Source organism: Ciceribacter lividus (assembly GCF_003337715.1).
Classification (GTDB): Bacteria; Pseudomonadota; Alphaproteobacteria; order Rhizobiales; family Rhizobiaceae; genus Allorhizobium; species Allorhizobium lividum.
In genome coordinates this window covers 388,150-415,005 of sequence record NZ_QPIX01000001.1, presented here as the reverse complement: position 1 = coordinate 415,005, position 26,856 = coordinate 388,150, and the positions used below count along the sequence as shown (strand labels likewise).

The following is a 26,856-nucleotide window of genomic DNA, read 5'->3' as shown; positions in this document are numbered from 1 at the left end:
TTACCGCTATCTTGAATGGCCGACCAGACAGTCCTCAACACGGAATACGGGAGGCGGCGGATGAGACTTGCACAGCTGACAATCGGGGTCCTTCTGGTCGGACTTGCGCTGTTCGTGATCATCGGCGAACATTTGGCCGGTGCCAGCGCGGATGCGGTCATCAATGCCAGGCTGACCACGGCGAGAGCGCCGATCGCCGGTCTGCTGACCTTCGACGCGCCGGTCCTCGGCGCACGGGTGCGCGCCGGCCAGACGCTCGGCTTCATCGACGACGATCTCGCCAACAATTCCCGCCTCTCCGACCTCGCCGACGAAAGGGCGAGGGCCGAGGCCGAGCGCACGCGGCTCGAAGGCGCACTCGGCGCGGTTCGCGAGGCGATCGCCAAGCTGCAAGAGCGCGCCAACGTCTATCAACGCGAGCGGCAGGAACAGATGAAGGCGGAGCTTGCCGCGTCGAAGGCCGCCGAAGAGGCGTGGCAGGCGCAGATCCATCTCTACCAACATATGCTGGACCGGGCGAGCAAGCTCACCACGACCGGGGCCGAGAGGATGAGCGAGCTCGAACAGGCCGAATCCCGCCTGCAGGTCGCCGAGCGCGAGCTCGAAAGGGCGCAGGCGGAAACCGCCGCCGCACAGGTCGGTCTCAACGCCGGAGGGCGCGGTGTCTTCCTCGGCGACGGTTACAACGACGCGCCCTATTCCGAGCAGCGGATCAGTGAACTTCGCTGGCAGGAATCGGAACTGACGACTGCCCTCACCGCACAGATCGCCATCCTTGCGGCACAGCGCGAGCGCCTGAATGCCGAACGCCTGCGCTTTACCCGGACCTCCCACGCCACCCTCTCCGCCAATGTCAACGGCATCCTCTGGACGCTGATGACGACCGGTGGCGAGCGGATCGGGCAGGGACAGGAGCTGTTCCAACTGGTGGACTGCGATTCCACCATGGTGACGCTGAGTGTGAGCGAAAGCACCTACAACACCCTGCAGCACGGGCAGCGGGCGCAGTTTCGCCCGACCGGGGAAACACGCGTCTTCGATGCCACGATCATCCGTCTCGCGGGTTCGGGTGCGGAGAGTGTCTACCGAAATCTCGCCGTCGCCGCGAGCCCGCGGCATCTCGAGCGATTCGATGTCACCCTTTCCGTTCCCGGCCTCCTCGGCGACGACAAGCTGCGCTGCGCGATCGGTCGCACCGGCCGGGCCTTCTTCGAGGCACGGCCGCTCGACTGGCTGCGGCGGCTCTGGCGGTAGCCCATGCTCGAGCTGCATCCGACGGAGCTGCAATCGGCTTACGCAGTGGTCGCGATCGTCTTCGGCATCACCCTCGTCGCCCCTTTCGTGTTGCGCCGGGAGACCGTCTCCCACCGGGCTCTGATCTTCGCCGTCGCCATCATCCTTTCGGCCCGCTACATCGTCTGGCGCGCGACCGAGACGCTGGCGCCCTTCGGGGCGACCTGGGACTGCGTAGTCACCTGGAGCTTCTTCCTGATCGAGGCCGCCGCCCTCGTCTCCTCCTTCAGCGCCTTCGTCATCCTGATGCGCCGCAAGAACCGATCGCCTGAAGCGACGGCGGCCCGCAACTGGTGGCACCCCGCCCCTCCTCCCAAGGTCGTTGTGCTGATTGCCACCTATAACGAAGAAGAGGAGGTGCTCGCCCGCACGATCGCCGGCGCCAAGGCACTCGACCACCCGCACACCGCGGTCTACGTCCTCGACGACGGCCGGCGCGACTGGCTGGCGGACTATTGCCGGGAACAGGCGGTGAACTATCTCCGCCGACCGGACAACAAGGGCTCGAAGGCCGGCAATCTCAATCATGCGATCGCCTGGCTCACCGAGCGTGGCGAGGTCCCCGACTTCGTCGCCGTCCTCGACGCGGACTTCGTACCGCACCGCAACTTTCTCACGCGGGCGCTCGCCCTGTTTCATCGCCACAATGTCGGGCTCGTCCAGACACCACAGCACTTCTTCAATCCGGACCCGATCCAGCACAATCTCGGGCTGAGTCGCTCCTATCCCGACGAACAGCGCTTCTTCTTCGATCACCTGCAGCCGAGCCGCGACGGCTGGGACATCGCCTTCTGCTGCGGTACCTCCTCCGTCGTCCGCTGGACGGCACTCGTCGATGTCGGCGGTTTCCCGACCGAAAGCGTGACGGAGGATTTCCTGATGACACTGGTGCTGGAGGCCAAGGGCTGGCACACCGCCTACCTCAATGAGGCGCTGACGGAGGGCCTTGCGCCGGAGGGCCTCAAGGAATACGTCACGCAGCGGGCACGCTGGTGCCTCGGCCTGATGCAGATCGTCCGCAGCGACTACGGCCCGTTCTCGTTGCGCAAGCCTCTACGCCTGCGCGACCGCTGGAGCGTCCTCGACAGCCTGCTCTACTGGGTGACGACCTATCCCTTCCGTCTCGCCGCCTTCGTCTACCCCCTGCTTTACTGGTATTTCGGCACCATCGCCGTCTATGCCTCGGTGCCGGAAATCCTCTCGCATTTCGGCGCCTACTACGTATGGACGCTCTTTGCCCTGAACTTCATCTCGCGCGGCCTCGTCATCCCGATCGTCAACGACGTCAGCCAGTTGCTCGGCGCGATCCCGATCATCCGTGCGACCTGGACCGGCCTCATCCGACCTAGGAACCGCAGTTTCAAGGTGACGGCGAAGGGCGGCGATCGCAGCCAGTTCGTCGTGCAGTGGCGCATGATGGCGCCGTTCCTCATTCTCGCGGCGCTGACGCTCCTCGGCCTCGTCATAGGCCTCCTCTCCGACCGCTTCGTCTTCAGCGACGCCGGAGAAGGCAAATCCATCGTACTCTTCTGGAGCCTCTACAACCTGATGACGCTTGCCGTGACGATGACGGTCTGCGTGGAGATGCCCCGCATTGAGAGCCATCTCGACGACCGGCCGCAACGGGTGCTGATGCGCCTCGACGACGGTCTGCACCGCGTCTGGCTGACCGACCTTACCCAGCAATCGGCTCGCGTGCGCGGTTTGGTTCTGGCGGAGGGTTCGTCTGTCGAAATCGCGGTAAGGGATGTCGGGGATGTCTCGGGCTACGTCATCGAGACGACGTCCGACGGTGGCCTGATCTCGCTCGATACCACCGACCGGCAGTACGAAGCACTGCTCCGTCGCCTCTACGCCGAGGGATCGGCGCCGGGTGTCACACGGACCCGGATCGGCGCGATCCTGCACGATCTCGTCATCGGCCCTCACGCGCGGTAAACGTCGGGCTCAGTGCCGGTGCAGCCGGGTCTGGAGGCGTACGATCGCCGCCGTGATCATCTGCAATTCACGTGTGCGATTGGTGTCCGGCGGATAGATCTCGGCACCATCGGCGATCTTGCTTGCGATCCGCGCCAGCACACCGAACGGACGGATGAAGGACTCCACGAAGATCATCGTCAGCAAGAGCAACATCAATCCGAAACTCGCGAGGTAGAAGATCATGCCCCGGGAAAGCCGCTCAGCCGGCACCGCCGCCACGTCTGCCGGAATGCTCGCAACGAGGCTCCACCCGAGCGAGGGAAGATCGCGGTAGGAAATGCTGGGAACCGATGCGCTGAAATAGAGCCGGCCGTCCGGCCAGCGTTCGAGACTGATGGCCGGCGCTCCTGTTTGCGCCGCCCGAACACTGGGGAGATCAGGCATTTCCTCGACGTCTCCACCCGTCGCCACGATGATATTGCCCTTGGAATCGATGAGCAGAACCTCGATATCCAGCGCCCTTGCAACGTCCCGCAACTGTCCAGCGGCCCACGACCGATCGAGATGAGCAGAAAGCACGCCGCGAACCTGACCGTCGGCGTTGCGGACAGGTGCAGCCAACAGCACGAACGATGGCAGCCTTCCATGCCCTCGCGGCAGTTGAAGGGCTTGCGGCCCATCCTGCGCCGTAGGTTTCGTAACGCCGGTCTCGAACCACGACGTCGTGGACACGTCCTCGCCGAGCAAGACGTTATTGTAAGATGCCTGAATTGTTCCATCGAGACCGGCATAACCCGCCCACGAGAGCCGCCTCCCCTCGCCCACCAGCATCTGCAGCTTCTGGTGGATCGTCTCGGGGTCGTCCGTGGCCACATCCTGCGCCATGGCCTTGACGGTCGACCACTCCTCGTGCAGGAGCTGGGCAAGCGCTGTCTGAACACCTGTTGCGCGGATACCGATCTCCGTCGCAATGGTCTCGCGTCCATAGGTTTCGAGGCGCTCGCGCATCAGCAGGAACAGCAAGAGGCCGGCGACGACGACACTGGCCGCCACGAAACCAAACGTGACGGCGGTGAGCGACGGTGCCTTCCGGTGTAGTCTCCGTATCGACATCTGCGTTGTTTCCTCGCCTCCCGTTCAACCACCGGAAGCATAGCGCCAGCGGTCCATGGCGCAATAGATGCGATCGAAATCCCTTTCGGTCTCAGTCATTTGTCGCCAGTTTCCCGCAGAAGGACACGCTTTCACCCTTGATCCCGGACGAAGCGGTCGCCATCCTGCCGTCAGAACGCAAAAGAGGAACCACGATGGCCCGAGCCCTGCTGCTGATCGATATCCAGAACGGCTTCTGCCCCGGCGGAAACCTGCCGGTCGCCGGCGGCGACGAAATCGTACCGGTCGCCAACGCCCTGATGGCGACCGGCAAATACGACCTCGTGGTCGCCTCGCAGGACTGGCATCCACCGGGCCACGGCAGCTTCGCCTCCTCCCATCCCGGCAAATCGCCCTTCGAGATGGGCGAACTCTCCGGCAAGCCGCAGATGCTCTGGCCGGACCATTGCGTGCAAGGGACGCAGGACGCCGCCTTCCATCCGGACCTCGACGTGGGCCGCATTGACCATGTGCAGCGCAAGGGTCAGAACCCGGCCGTCGACAGCTATTCCGCCTTCCGCGACAACGACCGTGCGGCGCTCACCGGGCTTACGGACTACCTGAAGGCAAAGGACGTCAGAGAGGTCGACATCTGCGGCCTTGCAACCGACTATTGCGTGAAGTTCTCGGCGATCGATGCCGTGGAAATGCTGCCCGGCGTGAAGGTCCGCTTCGTCGAGGATGCGAGCCGCGGCATCGACCCGGAAGGCGTCAAGACGGCGATCGCCGAGATGCGGGAAAAGGGTGTCGAGATCGTCCGCAGCGCCGACATACTCCTATAGCCGAAGGGCTGCACCCGATTTCATCAATTGCCTTTTTTTCACGCGCGCGCTAGTGAGCCTTCGCAAGTGCGAAAAGGAGGAGGCCGGATGGAAACGGTCAGCACCATCGAGGAGTTGCGCCTGCGCCTGGCACCGCTCAGAAGGGCGGGAAAGACGGTCGGCTTCGTGCCGACCATGGGCTACCTCCATGACGGGCATATGACGCTCGTGGCAAATTCCAGGACTGGGAACGACGTGACGGTGGTCTCCATCTTCGTCAACCCGCTGCAGTTCGGCGCCAGCGAGGACCTCGACAAGTATCCGCGTGATCTCGCGCGCGACAGCGCGCTGCTCGAAGCCGCCGGCGTCGATTTCCTCTTTGCCCCGACCGTCACGGACATGTATCCGCGGCCGATGGAGACGGTGGTCGATGTGCCGAAGCTCGGTGGCGAGCTCGAAGGCGCGGCCCGCCCCGGCCACTTCGCCGGCGTTGCGACGGTCGTCACCAAGCTCTTCAACATCGTTCAGCCGGACACCGCCTATTTCGGCGAGAAGGACTACCAGCAGGTCGCGGTCATCCGCCGCATGGTCGAGGACCTCGCCCAGCCGGTGCGGATCGTTCCGGTCCCGACCGTGCGCGAGGCGGACGGCCTCGCCTGCTCGTCGCGCAACGTCTATCTCTCGGCAGAGGAGCACCGCGCGGCCGTGATCGTGCCGCGGACCCTCGACGAAGCCGACCGCCTGATCCGTGAGGGTGTCCGTAACCCGGCCGAGCTCGAAGCGAAGCTCGACGCCTTCATCCGCGGCGAGCCGCTCGCCACGCCGGAAGTCGTCGCCGTCCGTCACCCGGACACGCTGGCGCCGCTCGACACGATCTCCGGCGCCGCCTTGATCTTGCTCTATGTGCGCATCGGCAGGACAAAGCTGCTCGACAACCGCGTGATCGACATCGCATCCGAAACCGGCATGGAGGCCGCCTGACATGAGCACCCCGCCCCGCCAGAAGCGGCTGACCCCGAATGACATCACGGCACTCAAGGGTGAGCGTCCGGTCGTTTCTCTCACCGCCTACACGACGCCGATGGCGCGCCTGTTCGACCCGCATTGCGACCTGCTGCTCGTCGGCGACAGCCTCGGCATGGTGCTCTACGGCATGGACACCACGGTCGGCGTCACCGTCGAGATGATGATCGCCCATGGCCAGGCCGTCATGCGCGGCGTCAACCGCGCCTGCGTCATCGTCGACCTGCCCTTCGGCTCCTATCAGGAATCAAAGGAACAGGCCTTCCGCACCGCCGCCCGCATCATGAAGGAAACCGGCTGCGACGGCGTCAAGCTCGAAGGCGGCGAGGAAATGGCGGAAACCGTCGCCTTCCTCGTATCCCGCGGCGTACCGGTCTTCGGCCATGTCGGGCTGATGCCGCAGCAGGTCAACACCTCGGGCGGCTACCGCTCCAAGGGCCACACCGACAAGGAAGCCGACAAGATCCGCAGGGATGCCCGCGCCATCGACGAAGCCGGCGCCTTCGCCATGGTGATCGAGGGAACGGTCGAGCCGCTGGCCCGGGAGATTACCGGGGCGGTATCGGCCGCGACGATCGGCATCGGCGCGTCGCCCGCCTGCGATGGCCAGGTGCTCGTGTCGGACGACATGCTCGGCCTGTTCAACGATTTCAGGCCGCGCTTCGTCAAACACTTCGCCGAACTGGCCGACGTCATCTCCAGGGCGGCCGAGGACTATGCGACGGAGGTCCGCGCGCGGACATTTCCAGGCCCCGAGCATACCTTTCAGGTCCGCCCGAAGAAGTAGGACCGGAGGCACGATCTGGCCCGGCACCCTTCAGTCGCCGGGCGTCTTTTCGAGCTGGTAGATTGCGTCGTTGATGACGTCCACCTGGTTCACGATCACCGACTGCGCGTCGTAAAGTCCGCGATTGTAGAAATGCGCGCCAATCTCCTTGGCGAAAAAGGTCAGGATCGCCTCAGCCTCGAAGCGCCCGACGTCGAGGTCGAATTCGGAGAGGAAATAGTCCCTCACCCGCGCGACGATCGCCGCCTGATCGTCATTGGAGAAATCGAGTTTCGGCATCCGCCTGCTCCTTCGGAGAGGATCGCTGTCGCCGGAGCCTGCCACGACCGGTAAGGCGAATCAATCGATCCATCAGGCAAATTCAATTGTCCGGCAGGCGCCTCGCCTCTATCTGTTCGGCAAAAGGAAGCCTTCCATGAAATCCGACCTTTTCGACGGCCTGCGCGGCAGTTCGCCGATCCTGATCTCGACAATTCCCTTTGCCGCGCTCTACGGAGCCGTCGCCGTCGCCAACGGGCAAACGGTCGCCGAAGCGACCCTGATGAGCGCGATCGTCTTTGCCGGGGCGAGCCAGCTCGTCGGCATCGAGCTTTTCGGCCACGACGTGCCGATGTGGGTGATCGTGCTGTCGATCTTCGCCGTCAACTTCCGCCACATCCTCTATTCGGCGGCGATCGCTCCCTTCATCCGGCATTTCTCGCCGCTCCAGAAGGCGCTTTCCTTCTTCTTGCTGACCGATCCGCAGTTCGCCGAGACGCTGACGCGCGGCGAGACCGGACGGTCCGTCTCGTTCGCCTGGTACTTCGGATTCGCCGCGACGATCTATGTCGGCTGGGTGGCGACGACGACGGTGGGCGCCTACTTCGGCAGCATGATCGGTAATCCGGCGGCGATCGGCATCGACGTGCTGCTGCCGATCTATTTCATGGGGCTCGTCCTCGGCTTCCGCCGCCGGGCGAACTTCCTGCCGGTGGTCGCCGTCAGCGCCGCCGTCTCCATCGTCGCCTACCGCATGGTCGGCACGCCCTGGCATGTCAGCATCGGCGCGCTCGCCGGCGTGGCGCTCGCAGCACTGCTGCCGCCGAAGGCAGCAACGCCGGTGCCCGCACCGGCCAGCGCGGAGGCCGGCGAATGAGCGAGTTCCTCCCCCCCTACATGACGCTCCTGATCGTCGCCGCCGCGGTCGCGACCTACCTCACCCGCATCGGCGGCTATCTGCTGATCGCGCGGCTGAAGACCGTGCCGCCGCGCCTGGAGGCAGCACTCAGTGCCGTGCCGGCGGCGGTGCTGACGACGCTCGTCGCGCCCGCCTTCTTTGCCGGCGGCACCGACGTCAAGGTCGCCATGGCGGTCGCCCTTGCCGTCGGTCTGCGGTTCTCCGCCATCCCGCTCCTCCTTTCCGGATGGGTCGCGGTGATGGCGATGCGTTATTTCATCGGCTGAACGGCTCGGTCACCCGTTCGAGCCAGGCCCGCGTCTCTTCATCCGAGATGAGCGGCATCAGCTCCTCGCGCGTGCGGCGATGATAGGCATCGAGCCAGTCGAGCTCCTCCGCCGTCAGGAGGTCGGTGACGACGAGGTACTTGTCGATCGGCACATAGGTCAGCGTCTCGAAGCCGAGCATCGGCATGTCGCCGCCCTCGACCGGCTCGGCGTCCCGCACATAGACGAGATTTTCGATGCGGATACCGAAGGCGCCGGGGCGATAGTAGCCGGGCTCGTTCGAGAGGATCATGCCCGGCAGCAGTTCCTGCGTCGAAAGTCTTGCAATGCGCTGCGGCCCCTCATGAACCGAAAGATAGGAGCCGACGCCGTGGCCGGTTCCGTGGGCGAAATCCGCCCCCGCCTTCCAGAGCGCGATGCGCGCAAGGGGATCGAGGTCGCAGCCACGCGTCCCCTTCGGGAACCGTGCCGTGCTGATCGCGATCATGCCCTTGAGCGCCAGCGTAAAGAAGCGCTTCTTCTCGTCCGACACCGGCCCGACGGCGACGGTGCGGGTGATGTCCGTCGTGCCGTTCACGTATTGCGCACCGGAATCGATGAGGAAAAGTTCGCCGGAATCGATCGTCCGGTCGGTCTCGGTCGTCACCCGGTAGTGCATGATCGCTGCATGGTCGCCGGTGCCGGAAATCGTGTCGAAGGAAATGTCCTTGAGCGGGTTCTGCATGCGCTCGCCGACCCGCCGGCGGGCCTCTTCGAGCGCCTGGATGGCACCGATCTCCGTCACCGTGCCCGGCCGCTGGCGGTCGAACCAGGAAAGGAACTCGACGACGGCAACGCCATCCTGCACATGGGCGACGGCCGAGCCGTTGAGCTCGACGGTATTCTTGACCGCGCGCGGGATCTTCGCCGGGTCGTTGCCCTCCACCACCGTGCCGCCGTGATCGCGGATCAGTTCCGAGAGAGCGAACGGCGTCAGGTCGGGATCGACGAGGATGCGGGCACCGGAGGCGGCGAGCGCCTGCAGCCGCGGCGAAAGCTCCAGCGGCTCGACCTGCGTGCACAGCCCGGCGAGATAGGTTTCCGCCTCGAGCCCCGTCTTGCGCTTGTCGAGGAAGAGCACGGCATGTCCGTTCGCCTCGATGATCGCGCGGGCCAGCGGATGCGGCGTATGCGGCACGTCGCTACCGCGAATGTTGAAGATCCAGGCGACCGACGAGGGATCGGTGACGAGGGCGGCGGACAGGTCCTTCTCCCCGAGCTCCCGGGCAATGCGGGCGATCTTCTCCTCGGCCGGAACACCGGAATAGGACTGCGACTGGATCGAAACGGCGCCGAGCGGCTCGGCCGGCCGGCCGGTCCAAAGGGCATCCAGCGGGTTCTCCCTGAGCAGCACCAGCGCGCCGTCCTTCTCCGCGAGCGCCTTCTCCAGCCGTCGGACTTCCGCGCCGGTGTGCAGCCACGGATCGATGCCGAAGCGGAACCTCTTCGGCGCGCGGGCCGCGATCCACTTGTGCGGCGGCTCGCCGACGAGATCCCCGCCCTTGAAGACGGAAGGATCGACCTGCTCGGCAAGCTGCGTCACATAGCGGCCGTCGACGAAGACGATCGCCTCCGCCATGGTGACCAGCACCTGCCCCGCCGATCCCGTAAAGCCCGTGAGCCAGGCGAGCCGCTCGGCGGATTCGGGAACATACTCGCCCTGATACTCGTCGGCACGCGGCACCAGGAAGCCGTCGATGCCGAGCGCGGCAAACCGCGCCCGTAGCGCCTCGACACGCGCGCGACCGAACTGTGGAGTGGACTTCACCTCGAAGGACTGGAACATGGCGGACTCGCTCTGACTGATGACTGATTTGCCTTATAGCAAGAGCCGAGCCCGGTTCATCAGGTTTTCTCGGATCGGCGCACGCGGGACAAAGCAGCGTCAGCCGACATCAGCGGCAGCCTGCCTCGTTTTTGTTCAGAACAGCAGGGGCAGTGCCCAAGCGGCGAGCCATCCATGCACAAAACGCATAACACCCATGAGGGATTACCCTCTGCCGCCCCGCGCCGGAGTCACTATATTCAACTCATCGAACGGGCGGGATCGCCGCCCGGCACGAAAGGAATACGAAGATGGCAAGCTCTTTCCTTCGCAGGGCGTATCAGCGGATCATCGAAGCGCGCGAGCGTCAGGCCAGCCGTTATGTCAACGACGCGCTGCTGTCTCTGGACGACAAGACGCTGGAAACCATCGGCACCAGCCGCGCGGAACTCCGCCGCAAGCGGGCGACAGGCTCCGTATTCTGATTGAACGCCGCGCAGGCCCCTCCTCCTCCTCCTCCCAGGTCTGCGCCGGTGCCGGAATACGCGACACGCATGGGCTTCTCCTCCTCCCAGGCCCATGCATCGATCAGTCGATCTGATCGGAAAGGCGGCATCCCCGGATGCCGCCTTTCGTATTTCGGGACCTGTATTGAGCCATGCATCAGAAGCAATACTGCAATGCAGCAGAACTTCGACCCCACCCGCCTCAGCCGCGCAGGTGGATCGTCACCCAGCCGTTGCGCCAGATCGTGCGGACGTGCTTCAGCCCGGCGCCGTTATAGGCGGCGATCACCTTCCACCGCTGGCTTGCGAGAATCCCCGACAGGATGACCGAACCGCCGCTCGAAAGGTTGGCGACCAGTTGCGGCGCCATCTTCATCAGCGGTCGTGCGAGAATGTTGGCAATGATCAGGTCGAACGGGCCGTATTTGCCGAAAGCGGTGGAGTGAAAGCCGGGAGCGACCCGGAATTCGATGCCGGTAGCAATGCCATTTCGGCGCGCGTTTTCCTTGGCGACCCGGACCGCGATCGGATCAATGTCGGTCGCAAGCACCGGGATCGGCAGCAGGCGTCGCACGGCAATCGCCAGAACGCCGCTTCCCGTGCCGAGGTCGAGCGCATTGCGGGGGCGCTCCGCCCGCGTAACGTCGGCGATCATTTCGAGGCATCCCGCCGTCGTGCCGTGATGGCCGGTCCCGAAGGCCTGGCCGGCGTCGATCTCGATGGCGAGGTCGTTGACCTGGACCTTGTCGCGGTCATGCGAGCCGTGGACGAGGAAGCGCCCGGCGCGGACCGGCGTCAGTCCTTCGAGCGACTTGGCGATCCAGTCGATGTCGGGGATGACTTCGCGCTCGATCTCGAGCGACGAAAAATCTTCGGCGAGCATTTCTCGCAGGCGTTCGTGGACCTCCGCCTCCTCCTCCGCCATCAGGTAGATCGAGGCTTCCCAGACGTCGTTCTTCTCGTCGACCTCGGTGGTCGCGATCGCGTAATCCTCCTCGCCGAAGAAGTTGGTCATCAGCTCGAGGATGTCGTTCGCCACTTTTTCGGTGACGGTTACGTAGAGGCGGATTTCACTCACGACGGGCCTTCCTGGTCATGGAAACGGGCAGGACCACCGGCCCTGCCCTCTGTCGTCGTCTCCGGTACAACGCCCGGCCGCCGCTGGCAACCTGGGAGATGCCGGCGAGGCCGGCGTCGGCATCAGCCGTTCTTGAGATTTTCGAGCTTCTGCACCGCCACGTCGGGGTTCTCGCCGTAGGAGATGGTGCCCTTGAACCGGCCCTCGGCGTCGAGCAGGAAGACGGACGCCGTATGATCCATCGTGTAGTCGCCGTTCGGGTCCTTCTCGTCGAGCGGGATCTTCTTGGCATAGACCCGGAAGCCCTTGACGACCTCGGCCACCTTCTCCGGCGGGCCGCCGATGCCGATCACGCGCTTGGTGACGTTGGAAATGTAGTTGTTGAGCATTTCCGGCGAATCCCGCTCCGGATCGACGGTCACGAAATAGGCCTGCAGCCGGGTGCCGTCCGGATCGACCTTCTCCAGCCATCCGTTGAGTTCGAAGAGCGTCGTCGGGCAAATTTCCGGGCAATGGGTGAAGCCGAAGAAGAGCGCCGTCGGCTTGCCGCGGAAGGCCTGTTCGGTGATGGGCTTGCCGGTCTGGTCGATGAGCTGGAACGGCACGCCGAACGGCGCTTCCGCGATCTGCTCCTTCGACTGTGTGACCTGGAAGGTCAGCCATCCGAGCAGCCCGGCGAAAACCAGAACGCCTCCCCAGAGAATGATCCGCAGCGTCTTCATGTATCCCTGTCCTGTTTCTATCGGGCCGAACGCACGGGAGTCGTTCCACCGCACATGATGTCCCGCTGATACAACCCGGCGGCGGCCGGCGCAATTCAATAGGTGGTTATCCGGGAAAAGCGCGCGGATTTGTCTCGCCGGCTCAGAAGCAGCTGGAAAGCCCGTTTTCCATATAGGCGAGCACGATCGCCGAGCCATAGTTCAGCCAGCCTGCGAAAACCGCACCCGTCGCCGCTGCGCCGGCGCCGAAAAGCGCGGCCCATAGGGCGATCCGCGGTGATTTTGAGGCCGGCTGCTCCATGCGCCCATACATATCGCCTCCTGCCGCCTCGGAGAAGTCCCAATCTTGCTCTTAAGCCTTGCGAAAAGCGATGGACAACGGCCACCGATCTGCAATCCTGTGTTCCGGAATGTCTGCCGGAAGTCTTGGGAGGGACGCATGGGAAAACAGGCAATCGGCGCGGCACCGCCGCACAAGATCCGCATCAACACCATAGGCCTCGCCGATGTCCGGGCGGCGTTGCGGGAGGGCTGGAAGGATTTTCGGCGCTACCCGCTTTTCGGCCTGTTCTTCGGCGGCATCTATGCCGTGGGTGGTGTCTTCATCGTCGCCATGCTCAGCCTCTATCACCAGCCGTGGATGATCATCCCGATCGCGATCGGCTTTCCGCTGATCGGCCCCTTCGTCGCGGTCGGACTCTACGAGATCAGCCGCCGGGACGAAGCGGGGCAGCCCGTCACGTGGCGCGGCATCCTCGCGGAGGTTTTCCGCCAGCGCGAGCGGCAACTGTCCTGGATGGCCTTCGTGGTGCTCTTCGTCTTCTGGGTCTGGATCTACCAGGTACGCCTGCTGCTCGCACTTTTCCTCGGCTTCAAGATTTCCGCCTCGCTGCCGGCCTTCCTCACGGTCGTGACCACGACACCGGAAGGCCTGCTCTTCCTGGCGGTCGGCACGATCGTCGGCGCGGTGATCGCGACCGTACTCTTCACCGTGACGGTGATCTCGATGCCGCTGCTGCTCGACCGCGACATCGACTTCGTCACGGCGATGATCACCAGCGTGCGTGCTGTCGTCGAGAACCCCGTAGCGATGCTGGGCTTCGGCGTCATCGTCGCCGCGGCGGCGATCCTGGCGATGGTCCCGCTGTTCGTCGGCCTGCTCGCGGCATTGCCGATTCTCGGACACGCGACCTGGCATCTCTACCGTCGCGTCGTGGCGCTCAGTTGAGGCGACGGCCGGCAAAGCCCCTCGATTAGCGGATGTTTAAGAAATCTCTGCCAGTGTCGCGGGGCGAAGATGATTCCGCAAGGATCGTTTGGACATCATGTCCGCCGGGATGGCCGACCCATCTCCTCGGCTCTCCGCAGTGATCATGCACCACCGACGCGAAAGCGGGGCACGGCTCCGTCGTGACGCAGCGGACGACGCAATGCCGCCGCGCAGACAGGACCCGATCCGCACGGCCGACAAACCGGGAAGAGTTCAGACATGACGAACGCAATCAAGCAGTCAGGCGCCTATCTGGAGATCGTATCCTTTCATCTCGGCGACCAGGAATTCTGCATCGACATCATGGCGATCCGCGAAATCCGCGGCTGGGCGCCGGTAACGCCGATGCCGCACACACCGCCATATGTCCTCGGCCTTATCAACCTGCGCGGCGCCGTCATCCCGGTCATCGACATGGCCTGCCGGCTCGGCATGAAGATGACGGAACCCTCCGAGCGCGCCGCCATCATCGTCACCGACATCGCCGGCAAGCTGGTCGGCCTGCTGGTCGAACAGGTTTCCGACATGATGACGATCCGCGCCGAAGACCTGCAGCCGGCGCCGGAAATCATTCCGGAAGCCCAGCGTGCCTTCTGCCGCGGCATCGTCGCCCTCGAAAAGTCGATGGTCTGCTTCCTGAACCTCGACACCGTCATCGCCGACGAGCTGGCGCAGGCCGCCTGAGCCTGACCGGCCTTCCTGACTGATGCGCTCGGCCGCCTCCGCGAGGCGGCCTCCGGCGGCATCACCGCATCCGCATGAACATCCCCGGAATGGAAAAGGCCCTGGAAACGGATTGTTTCCAGGGCCTTCATTTTTCAACGACCTCGGACGCAAGCCCTCGGCCGAGCAATACTGGCAAGACATGCCTGTGAAATATGGTGATGGGGTAGATCGCCGATTCCACAACACATCGGTTGTATCCTGCCTCAAATCCCATCACATCTGAAGGTAAAAGATGGGGCCGTGCCGCGTTTTCGGCACGGTTGACCGACCTTTTTTGGGTCATTTTGGAACACCGGGCCGTCGCCGGCATCCCGTCTCACCGCGGTTTGCCGTTCTTCCACGTCACCGGCTGATCGAACAGGGGAACGGTCGAGATCGCCATCTTCGCGGATCCGTCCACCACCTGGCGCGAATGCACGAGATAGATGAGCGTGTCGTTCGCCTTGTCGTAGATGCGGTTGACGACGAGCTTTTTCCAGATGAGCGACATGCCTTCACGGAACACCTCATCGCCCTCTTCCGACAGGTCGATGTCGCCGATCTCGATGGGGCCGGTCTGCCGGCAGGCGATGGAATTGTTCGACGGGTCCTCGAACCAGTTGCCCTTGGAAAGGCGGTCGATGATCGAGCGGTCGAAATAGGTCACGTGGCAGGTGACGCCCTTCACCTCTGGATCGGTGACGGCCTCGATGACGATGTCGTTGCCGACCCAGTCCACGCCCACCTTTCCGACCACCTCGGCGGCGGCGGGAATCGCGCCCGCGAGAACGAGCGCTGTGGCGAAAATCGGTTTGCGGAAGGGCATGGCTTCGCTCCTGTACTTGTCTGCGGGTCTTGGGTGAGGATACGACCCGGTCGCGCCTTATGTGGCGTCGGAGCCCGCCCGCGACAAGCTCTGCGCTCCGTGCCGACGCGGTGTGGTCACCATCACTGCAGGACAGGCGCCCTTCGCGCCCGCTTGACGAAGGAACAGGCCTCGTAGCCGTCCCTGTGCAGACGTCCGGGCCTGACGCCCGTCCGCTCGGCGAGCGCACCGATCCCGCTGACACCGGCCTCCTCGGCCATGGCAAGCGTGGCGAGCGCGCAGACGCGCGCGTCCTCGGCCGCATTATGATGGTCGAAGGAAAGCCCGAGATGATCGGCGAGGCAGTTCAGCCGGTGAGACGGCAGGTCCGGCCAGTGGCGCTGCGCGAGCTTGACGCTGCAGTAGTAGGAGAGTTCCGGATAGGCGAGCCCATAGAAATCGAGGCTCGCCCGCAAGACCGAAAAGTCGAAGGACGCGTTGTGCGCGATCATCGCCGCTCCGTGGAAGTCCTCGAAGAACTCCGCCATCACATCGGGGAATTCCGGCTGGTCGGCGACGTCTTCCGGGCGGATGCCGTGGATCGCGATGTTGAAGGACGAAAACCGCATGCCCGGCGGGCGGATCAGCCGCTCCTCGACGCGCACGACCTCACCGTCTTCGATCCATGCCAGCCCGATCGAGCACGCGCTGGCGCGGGCTTCGCTCGCGGTTTCGAAGTCGATGGCAATGGTCTTGCCGGGGAACGGATAGCTGGACATCATAAAGCCATAGGGCGGACCGGGGATTCGGGCAAGATCACTCCGCATGAGCTTCCGAGCTTGACCCGGCTGCCGACAGCCTCCATTCTGAGACAATGTTCGCCATCCGACAGACCGCAGTGATGACCCTCGTGGCAGTCACCCCTTATCAGGGTGTCTGGGTCGGGTCGCGTCGGTAAGGAACGAACCATCTCAGAAACCCTGCGGAGGCGAGCAGGGTTCGAGACGCCTGCTCTCCCCGCGCAAGCCTAGGAGAGTGCAATGTCCCTTCAAAATCCGAGTTCAAGCGCCCCGTCGAATTGGCCGGACGGGCTGCAGATCCGCGCGAGGACTGCGACGGATGTAGCGGGCTTGGCGGACTTGCACAACATGCCGGGTTGCCGGTCCGGAACGCTACGCCTGCCCTACCAGAGCGCCGACGACGTCAGGCGCGCAATCGAAGCTCAAGGCTCCAGCGTCACGGCTCTCGTCGCCGTAATGGACGGCCGGATCGTCGGAGATGTAGGCCTGCATGGTTTTCAGGGCCGCAGAGCACATGCCGGCATGATCGGTATGGGTGTGCATGACGACTACATCCGTCGAGGGATAGGACGCGCGCTCCTCAGCGAGATCGTCAGGATCGCCGACGAATGGCTGAACATCCGGCGCCTAGAACTGACGGTCTTCATCGACAATGCTGGCGCGATCGCCCTTTACGAAAGCTTCGGTTTCGAGCGCGAGGGTATGCACCGCGCCTTCGCCTTCAGGGGTGGCCGGTACGTCGATGCGCTTGCGATGGCGCGGTTTCGGCCCGAGTGACCGGCAACCGGACCTTCCGGACCGCCTTTTCGGGCCGTCGAGTGGCTTTTCTCGCCTTGCGGCCCGATTCTGCTCTATACTTTGTCGTGATTGCAAAGTACGTACGCCGCATGAATGACCCGCCATGTGTGGGAAGCAGCGTATCAATGCTGCCCGATCGCATCATCGGTTAAGGATGCGACAGACCCGAATTTCGAAAGACGACTTCCATGACTGATTTTGACGGCATCGTTCCGGCGATCGCCGAGGCCTTGCGCAAGCGCGGCTACGAGACGCTCACCCCCGTGCAGCAGGCCATGCTCGATCCCGAGCTCGAGGGACGCGACGCGCTTGTCTCCGCCCAGACCGGCTCCGGCAAGACCGTCGCCTTCGGGCTCGCGCTCGCGTCGACGCTGCTGGCCGGCGAGAGCCGCTTCGGCCGTGCCGAGGCGCCGCTCGCGCTCGCCATCGCCCCGACGCGCGAACTCGCCATGCAGGTGAAGCGCGAGCTCGAATGGCTCTACGAGTTCACCGGCGCGACGATCGCCTCCTGCGTCGGCGGCATGGACATCCGCAACGAGCGCCGCGCGCTCGAACGCGGCGCCCACATCGTCGTCGGCACGCCGGGTCGCCTGCGCGACCACCTCAACCGCGGCGCGCTCGACCTCTCGGCGTTGCGCACCGTCGTCCTCGACGAGGCGGACGAGATGCTGGATCTCGGCTTCCGCGAGGATCTCGAGTTCATTCTCGAAGCCTCGCCGGACGACCGCCGGACGCTGATGTTCTCGGCGACCGTGCCGCGCTCGATCGCCGACCTCGCCCGGAGCTACCAGCGCGATGCACGCCGCATCGCCACGACCTCCGAGCAGAAGCAGCATGTCGACATCGAATACCGGGCGCTCGCCGTTGCCCCTTCTGACCGCGAGAATGCCATCATCAACGTGCTGCGCTACTACGAGGCGCGCAATGCGATCGTCTTCTGTTCGACCCGCGCGGCCGTGAACCACCTGACGGCGCGGCTCCACAATCGCGGCTTCTCGGTCGTCGCCCTCTCCGGCGAACTCAGCCAGAACGAGCGCACCCACGCGCTGCAGGCGATGCGCGACGGCCGCGCCCGCGTCTGCATCGCGACCGACGTTGCCGCCCGCGGCATCGACCTGCCGGGGCTCGAACTCGTCATACACGCCGACCTGCCGACCAATTCCGAGACGCTGCTCCATCGCTCCGGCCGCACTGGCCGCGCCGGCAACAAGGGCATCTCGGCGCTCATCGTGCCGGTCAACCAGCGCCGCAAGGCCGAGCGCCTGCTCTTGGGCGGACGAATCACGCCCGTCTGGGCGAACCCGCCGTCCGCCGACGAGGTTCTCGCCCGCGACGGCGAGCGCATCCTCGCCGACCAGGCCTTCGCCGAGACCGTGGCCGAGGACGAGCAGCCGATGATCGCCGATCTTCTCGCGGCGCACGGGCCGGAGAAGGTCGCTGCCGCCTTCCTCCGTCTCTATCGCGCCGGTCGCTCGGCACCGGAAGACCTTCTCCCGGTCAATCTCGAAGCAAGCAGGCAGCGTCGCGAGCCGGACTACGCCAATCCGTCGAGCGCCGCTACCAAGCCACGCGGCGATTTCGGCCCGAGCGTCTGGTTCTCGCTCTCGGTCGGCCGACGGCAGAACGCCGAGCCGCGCTGGCTGATCCCGATGCTCTGCCGCAACGGCAAGATCACCAAGAACGAGATCGGCGCGATCAAGATGCAGCCGGAAGAAACCTTCGTCGAGATCGCCCAGGACGGCCTCGACACCTTCCTGCAGGCGATCGGAACGAGCGGCGCACTGGAGCGGGGCATCACCGTCCGGCAGCTTCCCGGCACGCCCGACTTCTCCGCACCGCCCAAAGAGAGAGCGCCGCGGCCGCCGCGCGAACGCGAGGAATTCGCACCGCGGGGTGACAAACGACCCTACGCAAAGAAAGCCGAGGAAACCGGTCGCCGGCCGCGCAGGGACGATCTTTCGGCGGTGGATGCCGAAGTCTGGGCCGATGCTCCGGCACGGCCGAAACGCTTCGACGACCGCAACGACCGCCCCGCGCAGAAGCCTTACGCCAAGAAGGCGAAACCCGAATGGTCCGACCGGAACCGGGCCTCCGACGATCGCAGGAGCGACCGGCCGAAGGGCGACGGGAAAGCCTTTGCCGGCAAGAAGGATTTTTCCGGCAAAAAGGACTTCGCAGGAAAGCCGAAAGGCAAGTTCGGCGGGGCCGGCAACGGTGCGCCGAAGAAGGGAAAGCCTTCGGGGAAGAGGGGCTGACGCGCCCGCGGCGTATCACCTCGCTTCTCGACCGGATATGTGCTCGCTCGCCGTCGAACGAGCATGTCTGTCGCGGCCGTTTACCGTTCCTTCATCATCGGGTGAGGGAACGTCCGGCGTGACGCGGCCCATGAAGGCGCCGTTAACGGATGGCGCGGTAGTCATGTCCACAAATCTGCATCGAAGGTTGATGGCAATCGATCAGAGATAACCCATGATTGAATCTCTGGCCGATCCGGTATCAAAGGCCTTACGTTCTCGCGAGCGCGCATGCTGATGGATTTCCTGGAACGATGGCTGACGCCGAACATCAGCCTGATGGACTTCAACGACCGCGCGATCGTGCTGCGATATGCGTGGCACCTCTCCGCCCGCATGGCCCTCGTCGCCTGGGTGCTGATCGTCCTCCTCCACCTCCTCTTCCACGCACTCGGCCTGCTGCCGTACTCTGTCTGGCAAGGCATCGTCATCGGCACGGTCATGGGCGTCCCGCTCACGATGGCACTCGGCGTGTTCACCACCCACGTCGTTGGACGCTCGATCGCGGCACTTGCGGATGCACGGCTCGAATACCTCCGCCAGAGCCGCACCGACATGCTGTCCGGGCTCCCGAACCGGCGCGCCTTTACCGAGGCGCTCGCCGCCGACGAGCGCGGGGTCCTGTTGTTGCTCGATATCGACCGCTTCAAGCAGATCAACGACCGTTACGGCCACCTCGCCGGTGACGAAGTCATCGTGGCCGTCGCCCGCGCGCTTGCCGGCCTCGCCGGAGACCACCACCTCGTCGCCCGCATCGGTGGCGAGGAGTTCGCGATGTTCTTCCGCAGCATGACGATTGAAGAGGCGAAACGGGCGGCCGACAAGGCGCGGCAAACCGTCGAGACAAGGGCGATTTCCGCAGGCGGTCAGACGATCCGCGTCACCATCTCCGGCGGTCTTGCGGCGATCGGCCCCGGACGCGACTACGCGGCGGCCTACTCCGCCGCCGACAAGGCGCTCTATCTCGCCAAGGGTTCGGGCCGCAACCGGATCGTCGATGAAGGCGAACTCACCGCGCTGGCGGCAGCCAACCTGCCGGCGACGGAATCCTCCGCGCAGGCGGGATGAGGCAGTAGGGAACAACCGGCGGCGTTACGCCACGGCTCCACTTCCCTCACTCCGCTGCCGGAGCGACCTCCCGCATATCCCGCTCCAGCATCTCGCCGTGCTTCTTCTTCGCCAGGAGTTCGCGGGCCTTGGCGTATTCCGGGTCGTTCCAGAACATCAGACAGCCGTTGCAGCCGCGCCCGCAGCAGCCTTCCGCGCCCTTGCGCGAGGTCTTGGAGCGCTTCTCCATAACGTCCTCGGAAATCGCCTCCTGCAGCTTCTTCACGCCGTTGCGATAGGCGCCCTCGTAGACCGTCTGGCCGAGCTCGATCTTCTGCGCCACCTTGTCGACGCGCAGGCGCTGCCATTCCTCCTCGGTGAGCGGCGCCTCCTTGCGGATGATGGTGAAGGGCGGGAACTTGGCGATCAGGTCCTCGACCTTTTCGCGGTCGAAGGCGGTAAACGGAACGAGGATCGGCCGCTGTGGCCCGGCATTGACGGTTTCGAGCGCCACGTCCGGCGCATCGGCATGGCGGAACTCGTAAAGCCGCAGGAAGACGGTCTCGTCCGTCGCCTTCGGCGGGATGAGTTCCAGCACATCACCGGCTTCGAGCTTGTTCTTCACGGAGACGACGAAGCCGTCCTCGCGAACCTCCTGGATGATGCCCGCGAACTCCCAGGTGCCGAAGGTCTTGGTGTTCTCGTAGTTGTGCGCGTAGTTCTGCAGCCGCCCCTCGTGGAAGGCGATGGTGAAGCCGCGGCTGCCGACGGTTTCCAGCTCGCGCATATACGGTTCCGGCGACCAGCTCTCCGGATCGGCATAGTAGTCGTCGATCGCGCGGCGATAGGTGCGCGCGACCGTCGCGACGTAATAGGGCGACTTGTTGCGGCCCTCGACCTTCAGGCTGTCGATGCCGAGCTTCAGGTAATCGTCCAGCTTCGGCATCAGGCACATATCCTTGGAGTTCAGGATATAGGAGCCGCGCGAATCCTCCTCGATCGGCATCAGTTCGCCGGGGCGAGCGCCCTCCTCCAGCACGAATTCGAAGAGCCCCTCATTGTGCTCGTTGATCTCCAGCTCCTTGATCGTCCCGTCGCGGAGCCTCAGGTGCACCTTGTACTGCCAGCGGCAGGAATTGGCGCAGTTGCCCTGGTTCGCACCGCGCTCGGCCATGAAATTGGAGAGCAGGCAACGCCCGGAATAGGTCATGCACATGGCGCCGTGGACGAAGGTTTCGAGCCGCACGTCCGGGCATTTCTCCCGGATCTCGGTAAGTTCGGAGAAGGTCACCTCGCGGGCGAGCACCACGAGTTCGGCGCCCTGCTCCTTCCACGCATCGACCGTGAGCCACGAACAGACATTGGCCTGCGTCGAGACATGCAGCTTCAGTTCCGGCGCGTGCTTGCGCAGGTAATGGAAGACGCCGGGATCGGCGACAATGACGCCGTCCGGCTGCACATCCTTCAAGATCGCGACGTACTCGGCGACCTTCGGCACGTCCTTGTTGTGGGTGAAGAGGTTGAGCGTCAGGTAGACCCGCACGCCATGCTCATGGGCGAAGCGGATGCCCTCCTTCACGTCGTCCAGCGAAAGCTGCGACTTGGTCCGGAGCGACATGTCGGGCGTACCCATGTAGACGGCGTCCGCCCCGTAGAGTACGGCCACCTTCAACCGCTCGAGCGAGCCGGCGGGCATCAGGAGTTCGGAACGTCTGGCATTTGCTGTCATCGGATGGATCAACCTTCTCGCGCGCGCCCTTGGCCCGCAATCTGGCAGGCCTATACACCAGAAGCGACGAAGGGGCCAGCGAGACGCGACCTGTTCGCAAATGCCGCGGCCCCTAGGGCCGATCGACATTCAGGATTTGGAGCGTGGTATGAGGGAAAATCGTTCATGGCCAGGAGAAAAACCGAAGGTGGAGTCGATCTCCATCGAGGTTTTGCGACGCCGGCATGGGCGATTTTCACCATATCCCTTCGGGACGCGGCGGATTTTTCCTCCGGATGCGTCGGAACGGCCTTGTGGAGGTGAGCTCCACTGCGGCCGCTCCTCCTGTCCGGCGACAAAATCCGTCACGCGCCACGCCCGAAACCTGAATGTCGATCGGCCCTACCCCCCGATCAGCGCCAGCCACTCGTCCTCGTCCATCACCGCGACGCCGAGTTCGCGCGCCTTGTCGAGCTTCGAGCCGGCTCCGGGACCGGCGACCACATAGTCGGTCTTCTTCGACACCGAGCCGGCGACCTTGGCGCCGAGGCTTTCCGCCCTCGCCTTCGCCTCGTCACGGGTGAATTTTTCGAGCGAGCCGGTGAAGACGACGGTCTTGCCGGCGACCGGGCTGCCGGCGGCGACCGGCAGTTCGGCGGCAAGCGGCGTCACCTCGTCGAGCAGCCGCGAGACGACTTCCATGTTGCGCGGCTCCTTGAAGAACTCGATGATCGAGGTCGCGACCACCTCGCCGATGCCTTCGACGGCGTTGAGCTCGTTCCAGGCGTCGCCGTGCATCGGCGCCGCCTCCTGCATCGCGTGCTGGAACGCATCGTAGGTGCCGTAGGAGCGCGCGAGCAGCTTGGCCGTCGTCTCGCCGACATGCCGGATGCCGAGCGCGAAGATCAGCCGGTGGAGCGCGATCTCGCGCCGGCTGTTGATCGCCTCGAAGAGCTTGGCGACGCTCGTGCGCCCCCAGCCGTCGCGGTTCTCCAGCTTGTTCAGCGCCGCCTGCTGCCGCCGTTCGAGCGTGAAGATGTCCGGCGCGGTCTTGATCTCCAGCGAGGGATCGCCGCAATCGAAGAAGAAATCGACCTGCTTGGTGCCGAGTCCCTCGATGTCGAAGGCGTTGCGGGAAACGAAGTGCTTCAGGTGCTCCTTCGCCTGCGCGCTGCAGACGAAGCCGCCGGTGCAGCGGCGCACGGAATCCATGCGGCCGGTCTTCTCGTTAGCTTCGCGTACCGCATGGCTGCCGCAGACCGGGCAGGTCTGCGGAAACTCGTAAGGCACGGCATCGGCCGGCCGCTGGTCGAGAACCACGTCGACGATCTGCGGGATGACGTCGCCCGCCCGCTGCACGATCACCATATCGCCTTTCCGGATGTCGCGGCCCTCGCGGATCGGTTCACCGGAATTGCCGATGCCCTTGATGTAATCCTCGTTATGGAGCGTCGCATTGGTGACGACCACGCCGCCGACGGTGATCGGCTCCAGCCGCGCGACGGGGGTCAGCGCGCCGGTCCGCCCGACCTGAATGTCGATGTCGAGAAGCCTGGTCAGCGCCTGCTCCGCCGGGAACTTGTGCGCGGTCGCCCAGCGCGGGCTCCGCGAACGGTAGCCGAGCCGCTCCTGCAGGTCGAGGCGGTCGACCTTGTAGACGACGCCGTCGATGTCGTAGTCGAGGTCGGCGCGCATCAGGCCGATTTCCCGGTAGTGCGCGAGAATCTCCTCGATCGAATGCAGCCGCTTCATCAGCGGATTGACCGGGAAACCCCATTCGCGGAACCTCTCGACGATCCCCATCTGGGTCTCCGCCGGCATGTTGGTCATCTCGCCCCAGGCATAGGCGAAGAACCTCAGCTTGCGGCTTGCCGTCACTTTGGGATCGAGCTGCCGCAGCGAACCCGAGGCGGTGTTGCGCGGATTGACATAGGTCTGTTTGCCTTCGGCCTCCATCTGCGCATTGAGCGCGAAGAAGTCGCTTTTCGCCATGTAGACCTCGCCGCGGACCTCGACGACGTCCGGCGCCCCCGCCGGCAACTCGCGCGGAATCTCGCGGATCGTCAGGATGTTCGCGGTGACGTTCTCCCCCGTCGTTCCGTCGCCGCGGGTTGCCGCCGTCACCAGGCGGCGGTTCTCGTAGCGGATCGACATCGACAGGCCGTCGATCTTCGGCTCGGCGGTAAAGGCGATCGAATTGTCCGGCAGCCGGCCGAGAAAGCGGTAGACCGAGGCGACGAAATCGGCCACGTCCTCGTCGGTGAAGACGTTGTCGAGCGAGAGCATCGGCCGCGCATGGGTGATCTGGGCAAAGGCGCCGGCGGGCGCCGCCCCGACACGCCGCGATGGGCTGTCCTCGCGGACGAGTGCGGGGAACCGCGCCTCGATCGCGTCGTTGCGCAGTTTCAGCGCATCGTAGGCGGCGTCGGAAATCTCCGGCCGGTCCTTGCCGTGATAGAGTGTGTCGTGATGGGCGATCTCTTTTGCGAGCCGCGCGAGCTCGGCGGCTGCCTGCTCCTCGGTCAGATCTTCGACTGCTATCGTGTCATTCGCCATCGCCGCTCTCCAGAATGGGACCTGCCGGTATTAGCCGAATTCTCGCGAATGAAAAGACACCTCCGCTCAGCCCAGCACTGCTTTCGAAATGTCGATCCGGGCGGTGATCGGCAGGTGATCGGAGGCCTCGCGGGCAAGTGGCGAATCGTGCACGACGACATTGGCGACCAGCCCCGACCGGTTGGCCATGATGCGGTCGAGGGCAAGCACCGGCAGACGCGCCGGATAGCTCGGCACCGGCGGAGGCAGCGGGCCGAAGACCTTTTCGAACCGCATGAGCGAGGAGCCTTCGCCGAGCCGCCACTCGTTGAAATCGCCCATCAGCACCGTCGGCTTTTCCTCCCGCTCCGTCATGATGTCGACGATCACGTCCGCCTGCTGGCGCCGCGCCCAGCGCAAGAGCCCGAGATGGGCGGCGATGACGCGAAGCCCCAGCCCTCGGTGAAGATCGATCTCGGCCACGACGGCGCCGCGCGGTTCAAGCCCCGGCAGCGCGACCTGGTGGACGTCCTTGACCGCCCCTTCCTTGAAGAGCAGCACGTTGCCGCGCCAGCCGTGGGATTTCGGCTTGTGCAGGACCGGAATGTGCGTGAGCCCCAGCTCCAGCCTGAGCCGCGGCAGGTCGAGGAGGCCCGAACGTTCACCGAAGCGCTCGTCCGCCTCCTGCAGCGCGATGACGTCCGGGTCCATCTCGCGGATCACTTCCATCACCCGTTCGGGATCGAACCGTCCGTCGGTGCCGACGCATTTGTGGACATTGTAGGAGGCGACGACCATGCTCTCCTCGGAGCGGTGATGCGGCGTGTGCGCCGCCGGCCGGTCGTGCCGGTTCCGGATCGAGGTGATCATCGTCCGCGCGATGTTCCCGGTCTTTCTTCTCATGCCTGAACCGCTCTTTCCCAAGACAAACATCGACCTTCCTCAAAGATAGGGCGAACCGAGCCAGAGAACACGGTCGAAAAGCCTCAAGACGAAAGGTCGGAGCCGAAGCGCCTCGAGCGTGATCTCCTCCGCGCCGCCTCGCGCGGCGGCGATCCTAGCGTCGATGTGTTCGGCGAAATGCCGGTCGTACACTTCGAGGTCCACCTCGAAATTGAGCCGCAGCGAACGAGAATCGAGGTTTGAGGAGCCGATGAAGCTCCATTGCCCGTCGATGGTCATCAGCTTGGAATGGTCGAACGGCCCCTTGGCGCTCCAGATCCGGCAGCCGTCCTTCAGGATCTGGTCGAACTGCGCCATCATCGCGTGGCTGACGATGGCGAGATTGTTCTGCGAGGGAACGATGATGTCGACCGCCACCCCGCGCCTTGCCGCAGTCGCGAGCGCCCCGAGCAGGATGTTGTCTGGGAGGAAGTACGGCGAGACGATGCGGATCGAGCGCTCGGCGACCGAAAACGCGCCCATCAGGACCTTGTGATTGCATTCGAGGTTGGTGTCCGGCCCGGATGAGATCACCCGGACATAGGACGGCGTTCCCGGTGCCGCCTCGCCGACCGACACGTTCCAGGCATCGCTCTTCAGTTCCTCCCCCGTCTCGAAGGCCCAGTCCTCCGCCGCCACCGCGAACAGATCGGCGACCACGGGTCCGGTCAGCCGGAAATGCGTGTCGCGGGCGCCCCCCTTGCCCATGAACCCTTCGCGGATATTCATGCCGCCGGCGAAGGCGACCGCGCCGTCCACCACCGTGATCTTCCGGTGCGTGCGAAGATTGGCGTAAGGCAGGCGGAGCCCGAGGATGACCTTGCCGTTGAAGGCGGCGGCCGCGACGCCGGCGTCCTTCAGATAGCTCAGAATGCTCGGCGTGCTGTAGCGGGCGCCGACCGCATCGACCAGTACCCGCACATCAACGCCGCGCCTGTGGGCGGCGATCAGGCAGTCGGCGATCCTGAGCCCCGCCGTGTCGCGATCGAAGATGTAGGTTTCGACGAGGATCGAGCGCCGTGCGCCCTCGATCGCCGCCGCCATGGCGTCATAGGTCTCGTCGCCGGAGGAGAGGATCGAAAGGCTGTTGCCGGACGAGAGCGAATAGCCGGTCACCCGATCGCCGAGGACCTTCAGCGCCGCCATCGGCCGGCCGAACTGCCGCTCGACCTCGCCGGCCGGCAGGTGGAACTGCGACAAGACGCGACGGAGCGCCTCGTGGCGGTGGGTCCGCCGCTGCAGGATGGACTTCCGGCGCATGCGATTGACACCCACGAGCGCATAAACGAGCGCACCGACGATCGGAGACAGGATGATGATGCCGACCCAGCCGATCGCCGAACGCACCTCGCGCTTCGTCATCGCCGCGTGAACGGCCGCGATCGTGCCCATCCCGATCGACAGGACGGCAAGGACCTCCGGCCAGTAGCTTTGCAGCGTTTCGAACATCGAAGCGGAGGGAA

Annotated in this window: 25 protein-coding genes; 13 read left to right on the top strand and 12 right to left on the bottom strand. The window is 64.7% G+C overall.

The window, feature by feature from the left end; all coding sequences use genetic code 11:
- Positions 1–60: 60 nt before the first annotated feature.
- Both DFR48_RS02040 and DFR48_RS02035 read left to right on the top strand, forming a co-directional pair.
- Positions 61–1,254 carry an HlyD family secretion protein gene (locus DFR48_RS02040; RefSeq protein WP_170141777.1) on the top strand — a complete coding sequence of 398 codons (1,194 nt, stop codon included), beginning with the start codon at positions 61–63 and terminating at the stop codon, positions 1,252–1,254.
- A 3-nt stretch (positions 1,255–1,257) separates the two neighbouring features.
- Positions 1,258–3,231 (top strand): glycosyltransferase, encoded by a 1,974-nt coding sequence (locus DFR48_RS02035; protein ID WP_114361471.1) that lies wholly within the window; start codon positions 1,258–1,260, stop codon positions 3,229–3,231.
- A gap of 9 nt (positions 3,232–3,240) precedes the next feature.
- Here DFR48_RS02035 and DFR48_RS02030 read toward each other — a convergent pair whose 3' ends face one another.
- Positions 3,241–4,326, bottom strand: coding sequence for a cache domain-containing protein (locus tag DFR48_RS02030; RefSeq protein WP_114361470.1), 1,086 nt, complete (start codon positions 4,324–4,326; stop codon positions 3,241–3,243).
- A gap of 194 nt (positions 4,327–4,520) precedes the next feature.
- Here DFR48_RS02030 and pncA point away from each other — a divergent pair, with 194 nt between their 5' ends.
- The 3 genes from pncA (at position 4,521) to panB (ending at position 6,936) form a co-directional block, all read left to right on the top strand.
- A complete protein-coding gene (gene pncA / locus DFR48_RS02025; RefSeq protein ID WP_114361817.1) occupies positions 4,521–5,147 on the top strand; it encodes a bifunctional nicotinamidase/pyrazinamidase in 627 nt (208 codons plus the stop codon).
- 87 nt (positions 5,148–5,234) lie between these two features.
- A complete protein-coding gene (gene panC / locus DFR48_RS02020; RefSeq protein WP_114361469.1) occupies positions 5,235–6,107 on the top strand; it encodes a pantoate--beta-alanine ligase in 873 nt (290 codons plus the stop codon).
- Position 6,108: 1 nt separating this feature from the next.
- Entirely contained in the window at positions 6,109–6,936 is an 828-nt protein-coding gene (gene panB, locus DFR48_RS02015) for a 3-methyl-2-oxobutanoate hydroxymethyltransferase (RefSeq protein WP_114361468.1), read from the top strand.
- Between the two features lie 30 nt (positions 6,937–6,966).
- Here the strand turns inward: panB and DFR48_RS02010 are convergent, their stop codons facing one another.
- Positions 6,967–7,215, bottom strand: a complete 249-nt coding sequence (locus DFR48_RS02010) for a DUF2164 domain-containing protein (RefSeq protein ID WP_114361467.1) — start codon at positions 7,213–7,215, stop codon at positions 6,967–6,969.
- A 136-nt stretch (positions 7,216–7,351) separates the two neighbouring features.
- Between DFR48_RS02010 and DFR48_RS02005 the strand changes: the two genes are divergently transcribed.
- Positions 7,352–8,071, top strand: coding sequence for an AzlC family ABC transporter permease (locus DFR48_RS02005; RefSeq protein ID WP_114361466.1), 720 nt, complete (start codon positions 7,352–7,354; stop codon positions 8,069–8,071).
- Positions 8,068–8,379, top strand: a complete 312-nt coding sequence (locus tag DFR48_RS02000) for an AzlD family protein (protein ID WP_114361465.1) — start codon at positions 8,068–8,070, stop codon at positions 8,377–8,379. The genes DFR48_RS02005 and DFR48_RS02000 overlap by 4 nt, the downstream gene beginning before the upstream one ends.
- Here DFR48_RS02000 and DFR48_RS01995 read toward each other — a convergent pair.
- On the bottom strand, positions 8,369–10,204 hold the full coding sequence (locus tag DFR48_RS01995; protein ID WP_114361464.1) for an aminopeptidase P family protein: 1,836 nt from the start codon (positions 10,202–10,204) through the stop codon (positions 8,369–8,371). The two genes, DFR48_RS02000 and DFR48_RS01995, sit on opposite strands and share 11 nt — an antisense overlap.
- Positions 10,205–10,494: 290 nt before the next feature.
- Here DFR48_RS01995 and DFR48_RS21875 point away from each other — a divergent pair, with 290 nt between their 5' ends.
- Positions 10,495–10,668 (top strand): hypothetical protein, encoded by a 174-nt coding sequence (locus tag DFR48_RS21875; RefSeq protein ID WP_170141776.1) that lies wholly within the window; start codon positions 10,495–10,497, stop codon positions 10,666–10,668.
- A gap of 223 nt (positions 10,669–10,891) precedes the next feature.
- On the opposite strand, the gene DFR48_RS01990 is transcribed toward DFR48_RS21875, so the two are convergent.
- From DFR48_RS01990 to DFR48_RS21870, 3 genes are all read right to left on the bottom strand, one after another.
- Positions 10,892–11,767, bottom strand: coding sequence for a 50S ribosomal protein L11 methyltransferase (locus DFR48_RS01990; RefSeq protein ID WP_114361463.1), 876 nt, complete (start codon positions 11,765–11,767; stop codon positions 10,892–10,894).
- Positions 11,768–11,889: 122 nt separating this feature from the next.
- Positions 11,890–12,489, bottom strand: coding sequence for an SCO family protein (locus DFR48_RS01985; protein ID WP_112688102.1), 600 nt, complete (start codon positions 12,487–12,489; stop codon positions 11,890–11,892).
- Positions 12,490–12,631: 142 nt separating this feature from the next.
- Entirely contained in the window at positions 12,632–12,802 is a 171-nt protein-coding gene (locus DFR48_RS21870; RefSeq protein ID WP_170141756.1) for a hypothetical protein, read from the bottom strand.
- A 126-nt stretch (positions 12,803–12,928) separates the two neighbouring features.
- On the opposite strand from DFR48_RS21870, the gene DFR48_RS01980 reads away from it, so the two are divergent.
- Both DFR48_RS01980 and DFR48_RS01975 read left to right on the top strand, forming a co-directional pair.
- Positions 12,929–13,717, top strand: a complete 789-nt coding sequence (locus DFR48_RS01980; protein WP_114361462.1) for a DUF2189 domain-containing protein — start codon at positions 12,929–12,931, stop codon at positions 13,715–13,717.
- A gap of 261 nt (positions 13,718–13,978) precedes the next feature.
- Positions 13,979–14,443 (top strand): chemotaxis protein CheW, encoded by a 465-nt coding sequence (locus DFR48_RS01975; RefSeq protein ID WP_112688099.1) that lies wholly within the window; start codon positions 13,979–13,981, stop codon positions 14,441–14,443.
- 358 nt (positions 14,444–14,801) lie between these two features.
- Here DFR48_RS01975 and DFR48_RS01970 read toward each other — a convergent pair whose 3' ends face one another.
- On the bottom strand, positions 14,802–15,290 hold the full coding sequence (locus tag DFR48_RS01970) for a CreA family protein (protein ID WP_114361461.1): 489 nt from the start codon (positions 15,288–15,290) through the stop codon (positions 14,802–14,804).
- A 122-nt stretch (positions 15,291–15,412) separates the two neighbouring features.
- Positions 15,413–16,048, bottom strand: coding sequence for a 3'-5' exonuclease (locus DFR48_RS01965; protein ID WP_114361816.1), 636 nt, complete (start codon positions 16,046–16,048; stop codon positions 15,413–15,415).
- Positions 16,049–16,309: 261 nt separating this feature from the next.
- Between DFR48_RS01965 and DFR48_RS01960 the strand changes: the two genes are divergently transcribed.
- The 3 genes from DFR48_RS01960 (at position 16,310) to DFR48_RS01950 (ending at position 20,229) form a co-directional block, all read left to right on the top strand.
- A complete protein-coding gene (locus tag DFR48_RS01960) occupies positions 16,310–16,846 on the top strand; it encodes a GNAT family N-acetyltransferase (RefSeq protein ID WP_114361460.1) in 537 nt (178 codons plus the stop codon).
- A 209-nt stretch (positions 16,847–17,055) separates the two neighbouring features.
- The gene (locus tag DFR48_RS01955; RefSeq protein ID WP_114361459.1) at positions 17,056–19,122 is read left to right on the top strand and encodes a DEAD/DEAH box helicase; all 2,067 of its coding nucleotides are present in this window, start codon (positions 17,056–17,058) and stop codon (positions 19,120–19,122) included.
- Positions 19,123–19,392: 270 nt separating this feature from the next.
- Positions 19,393–20,229 (top strand): GGDEF domain-containing protein, encoded by an 837-nt coding sequence (locus DFR48_RS01950; protein WP_114361458.1) that lies wholly within the window; start codon positions 19,393–19,395, stop codon positions 20,227–20,229.
- Between the two features lie 46 nt (positions 20,230–20,275).
- Here DFR48_RS01950 and DFR48_RS01945 read toward each other — a convergent pair whose 3' ends face one another.
- The 4 genes from DFR48_RS01945 to cls form a co-directional block, all read right to left on the bottom strand.
- Positions 20,276–21,937 (bottom strand): U32 family peptidase, encoded by a 1,662-nt coding sequence (locus tag DFR48_RS01945; protein ID WP_114361815.1) that lies wholly within the window; start codon positions 21,935–21,937, stop codon positions 20,276–20,278.
- Between the two features lie 381 nt (positions 21,938–22,318).
- Positions 22,319–24,472, bottom strand: a complete 2,154-nt coding sequence (ligA, locus tag DFR48_RS01940) for an NAD-dependent DNA ligase LigA (RefSeq protein ID WP_114361457.1) — start codon at positions 24,470–24,472, stop codon at positions 22,319–22,321.
- A gap of 66 nt (positions 24,473–24,538) precedes the next feature.
- Positions 24,539–25,354 carry an endonuclease/exonuclease/phosphatase family protein gene (locus DFR48_RS01935; RefSeq protein ID WP_114361456.1) on the bottom strand — a complete coding sequence of 272 codons (816 nt, stop codon included), beginning with the start codon at positions 25,352–25,354 and terminating at the stop codon, positions 24,539–24,541.
- 39 nt (positions 25,355–25,393) lie between these two features.
- Positions 25,394–26,842 (bottom strand): cardiolipin synthase, encoded by a 1,449-nt coding sequence (cls, locus tag DFR48_RS01930; protein ID WP_114361455.1) that lies wholly within the window; start codon positions 26,840–26,842, stop codon positions 25,394–25,396.
- Positions 26,843–26,856: the final 14 nt, after the last annotated feature.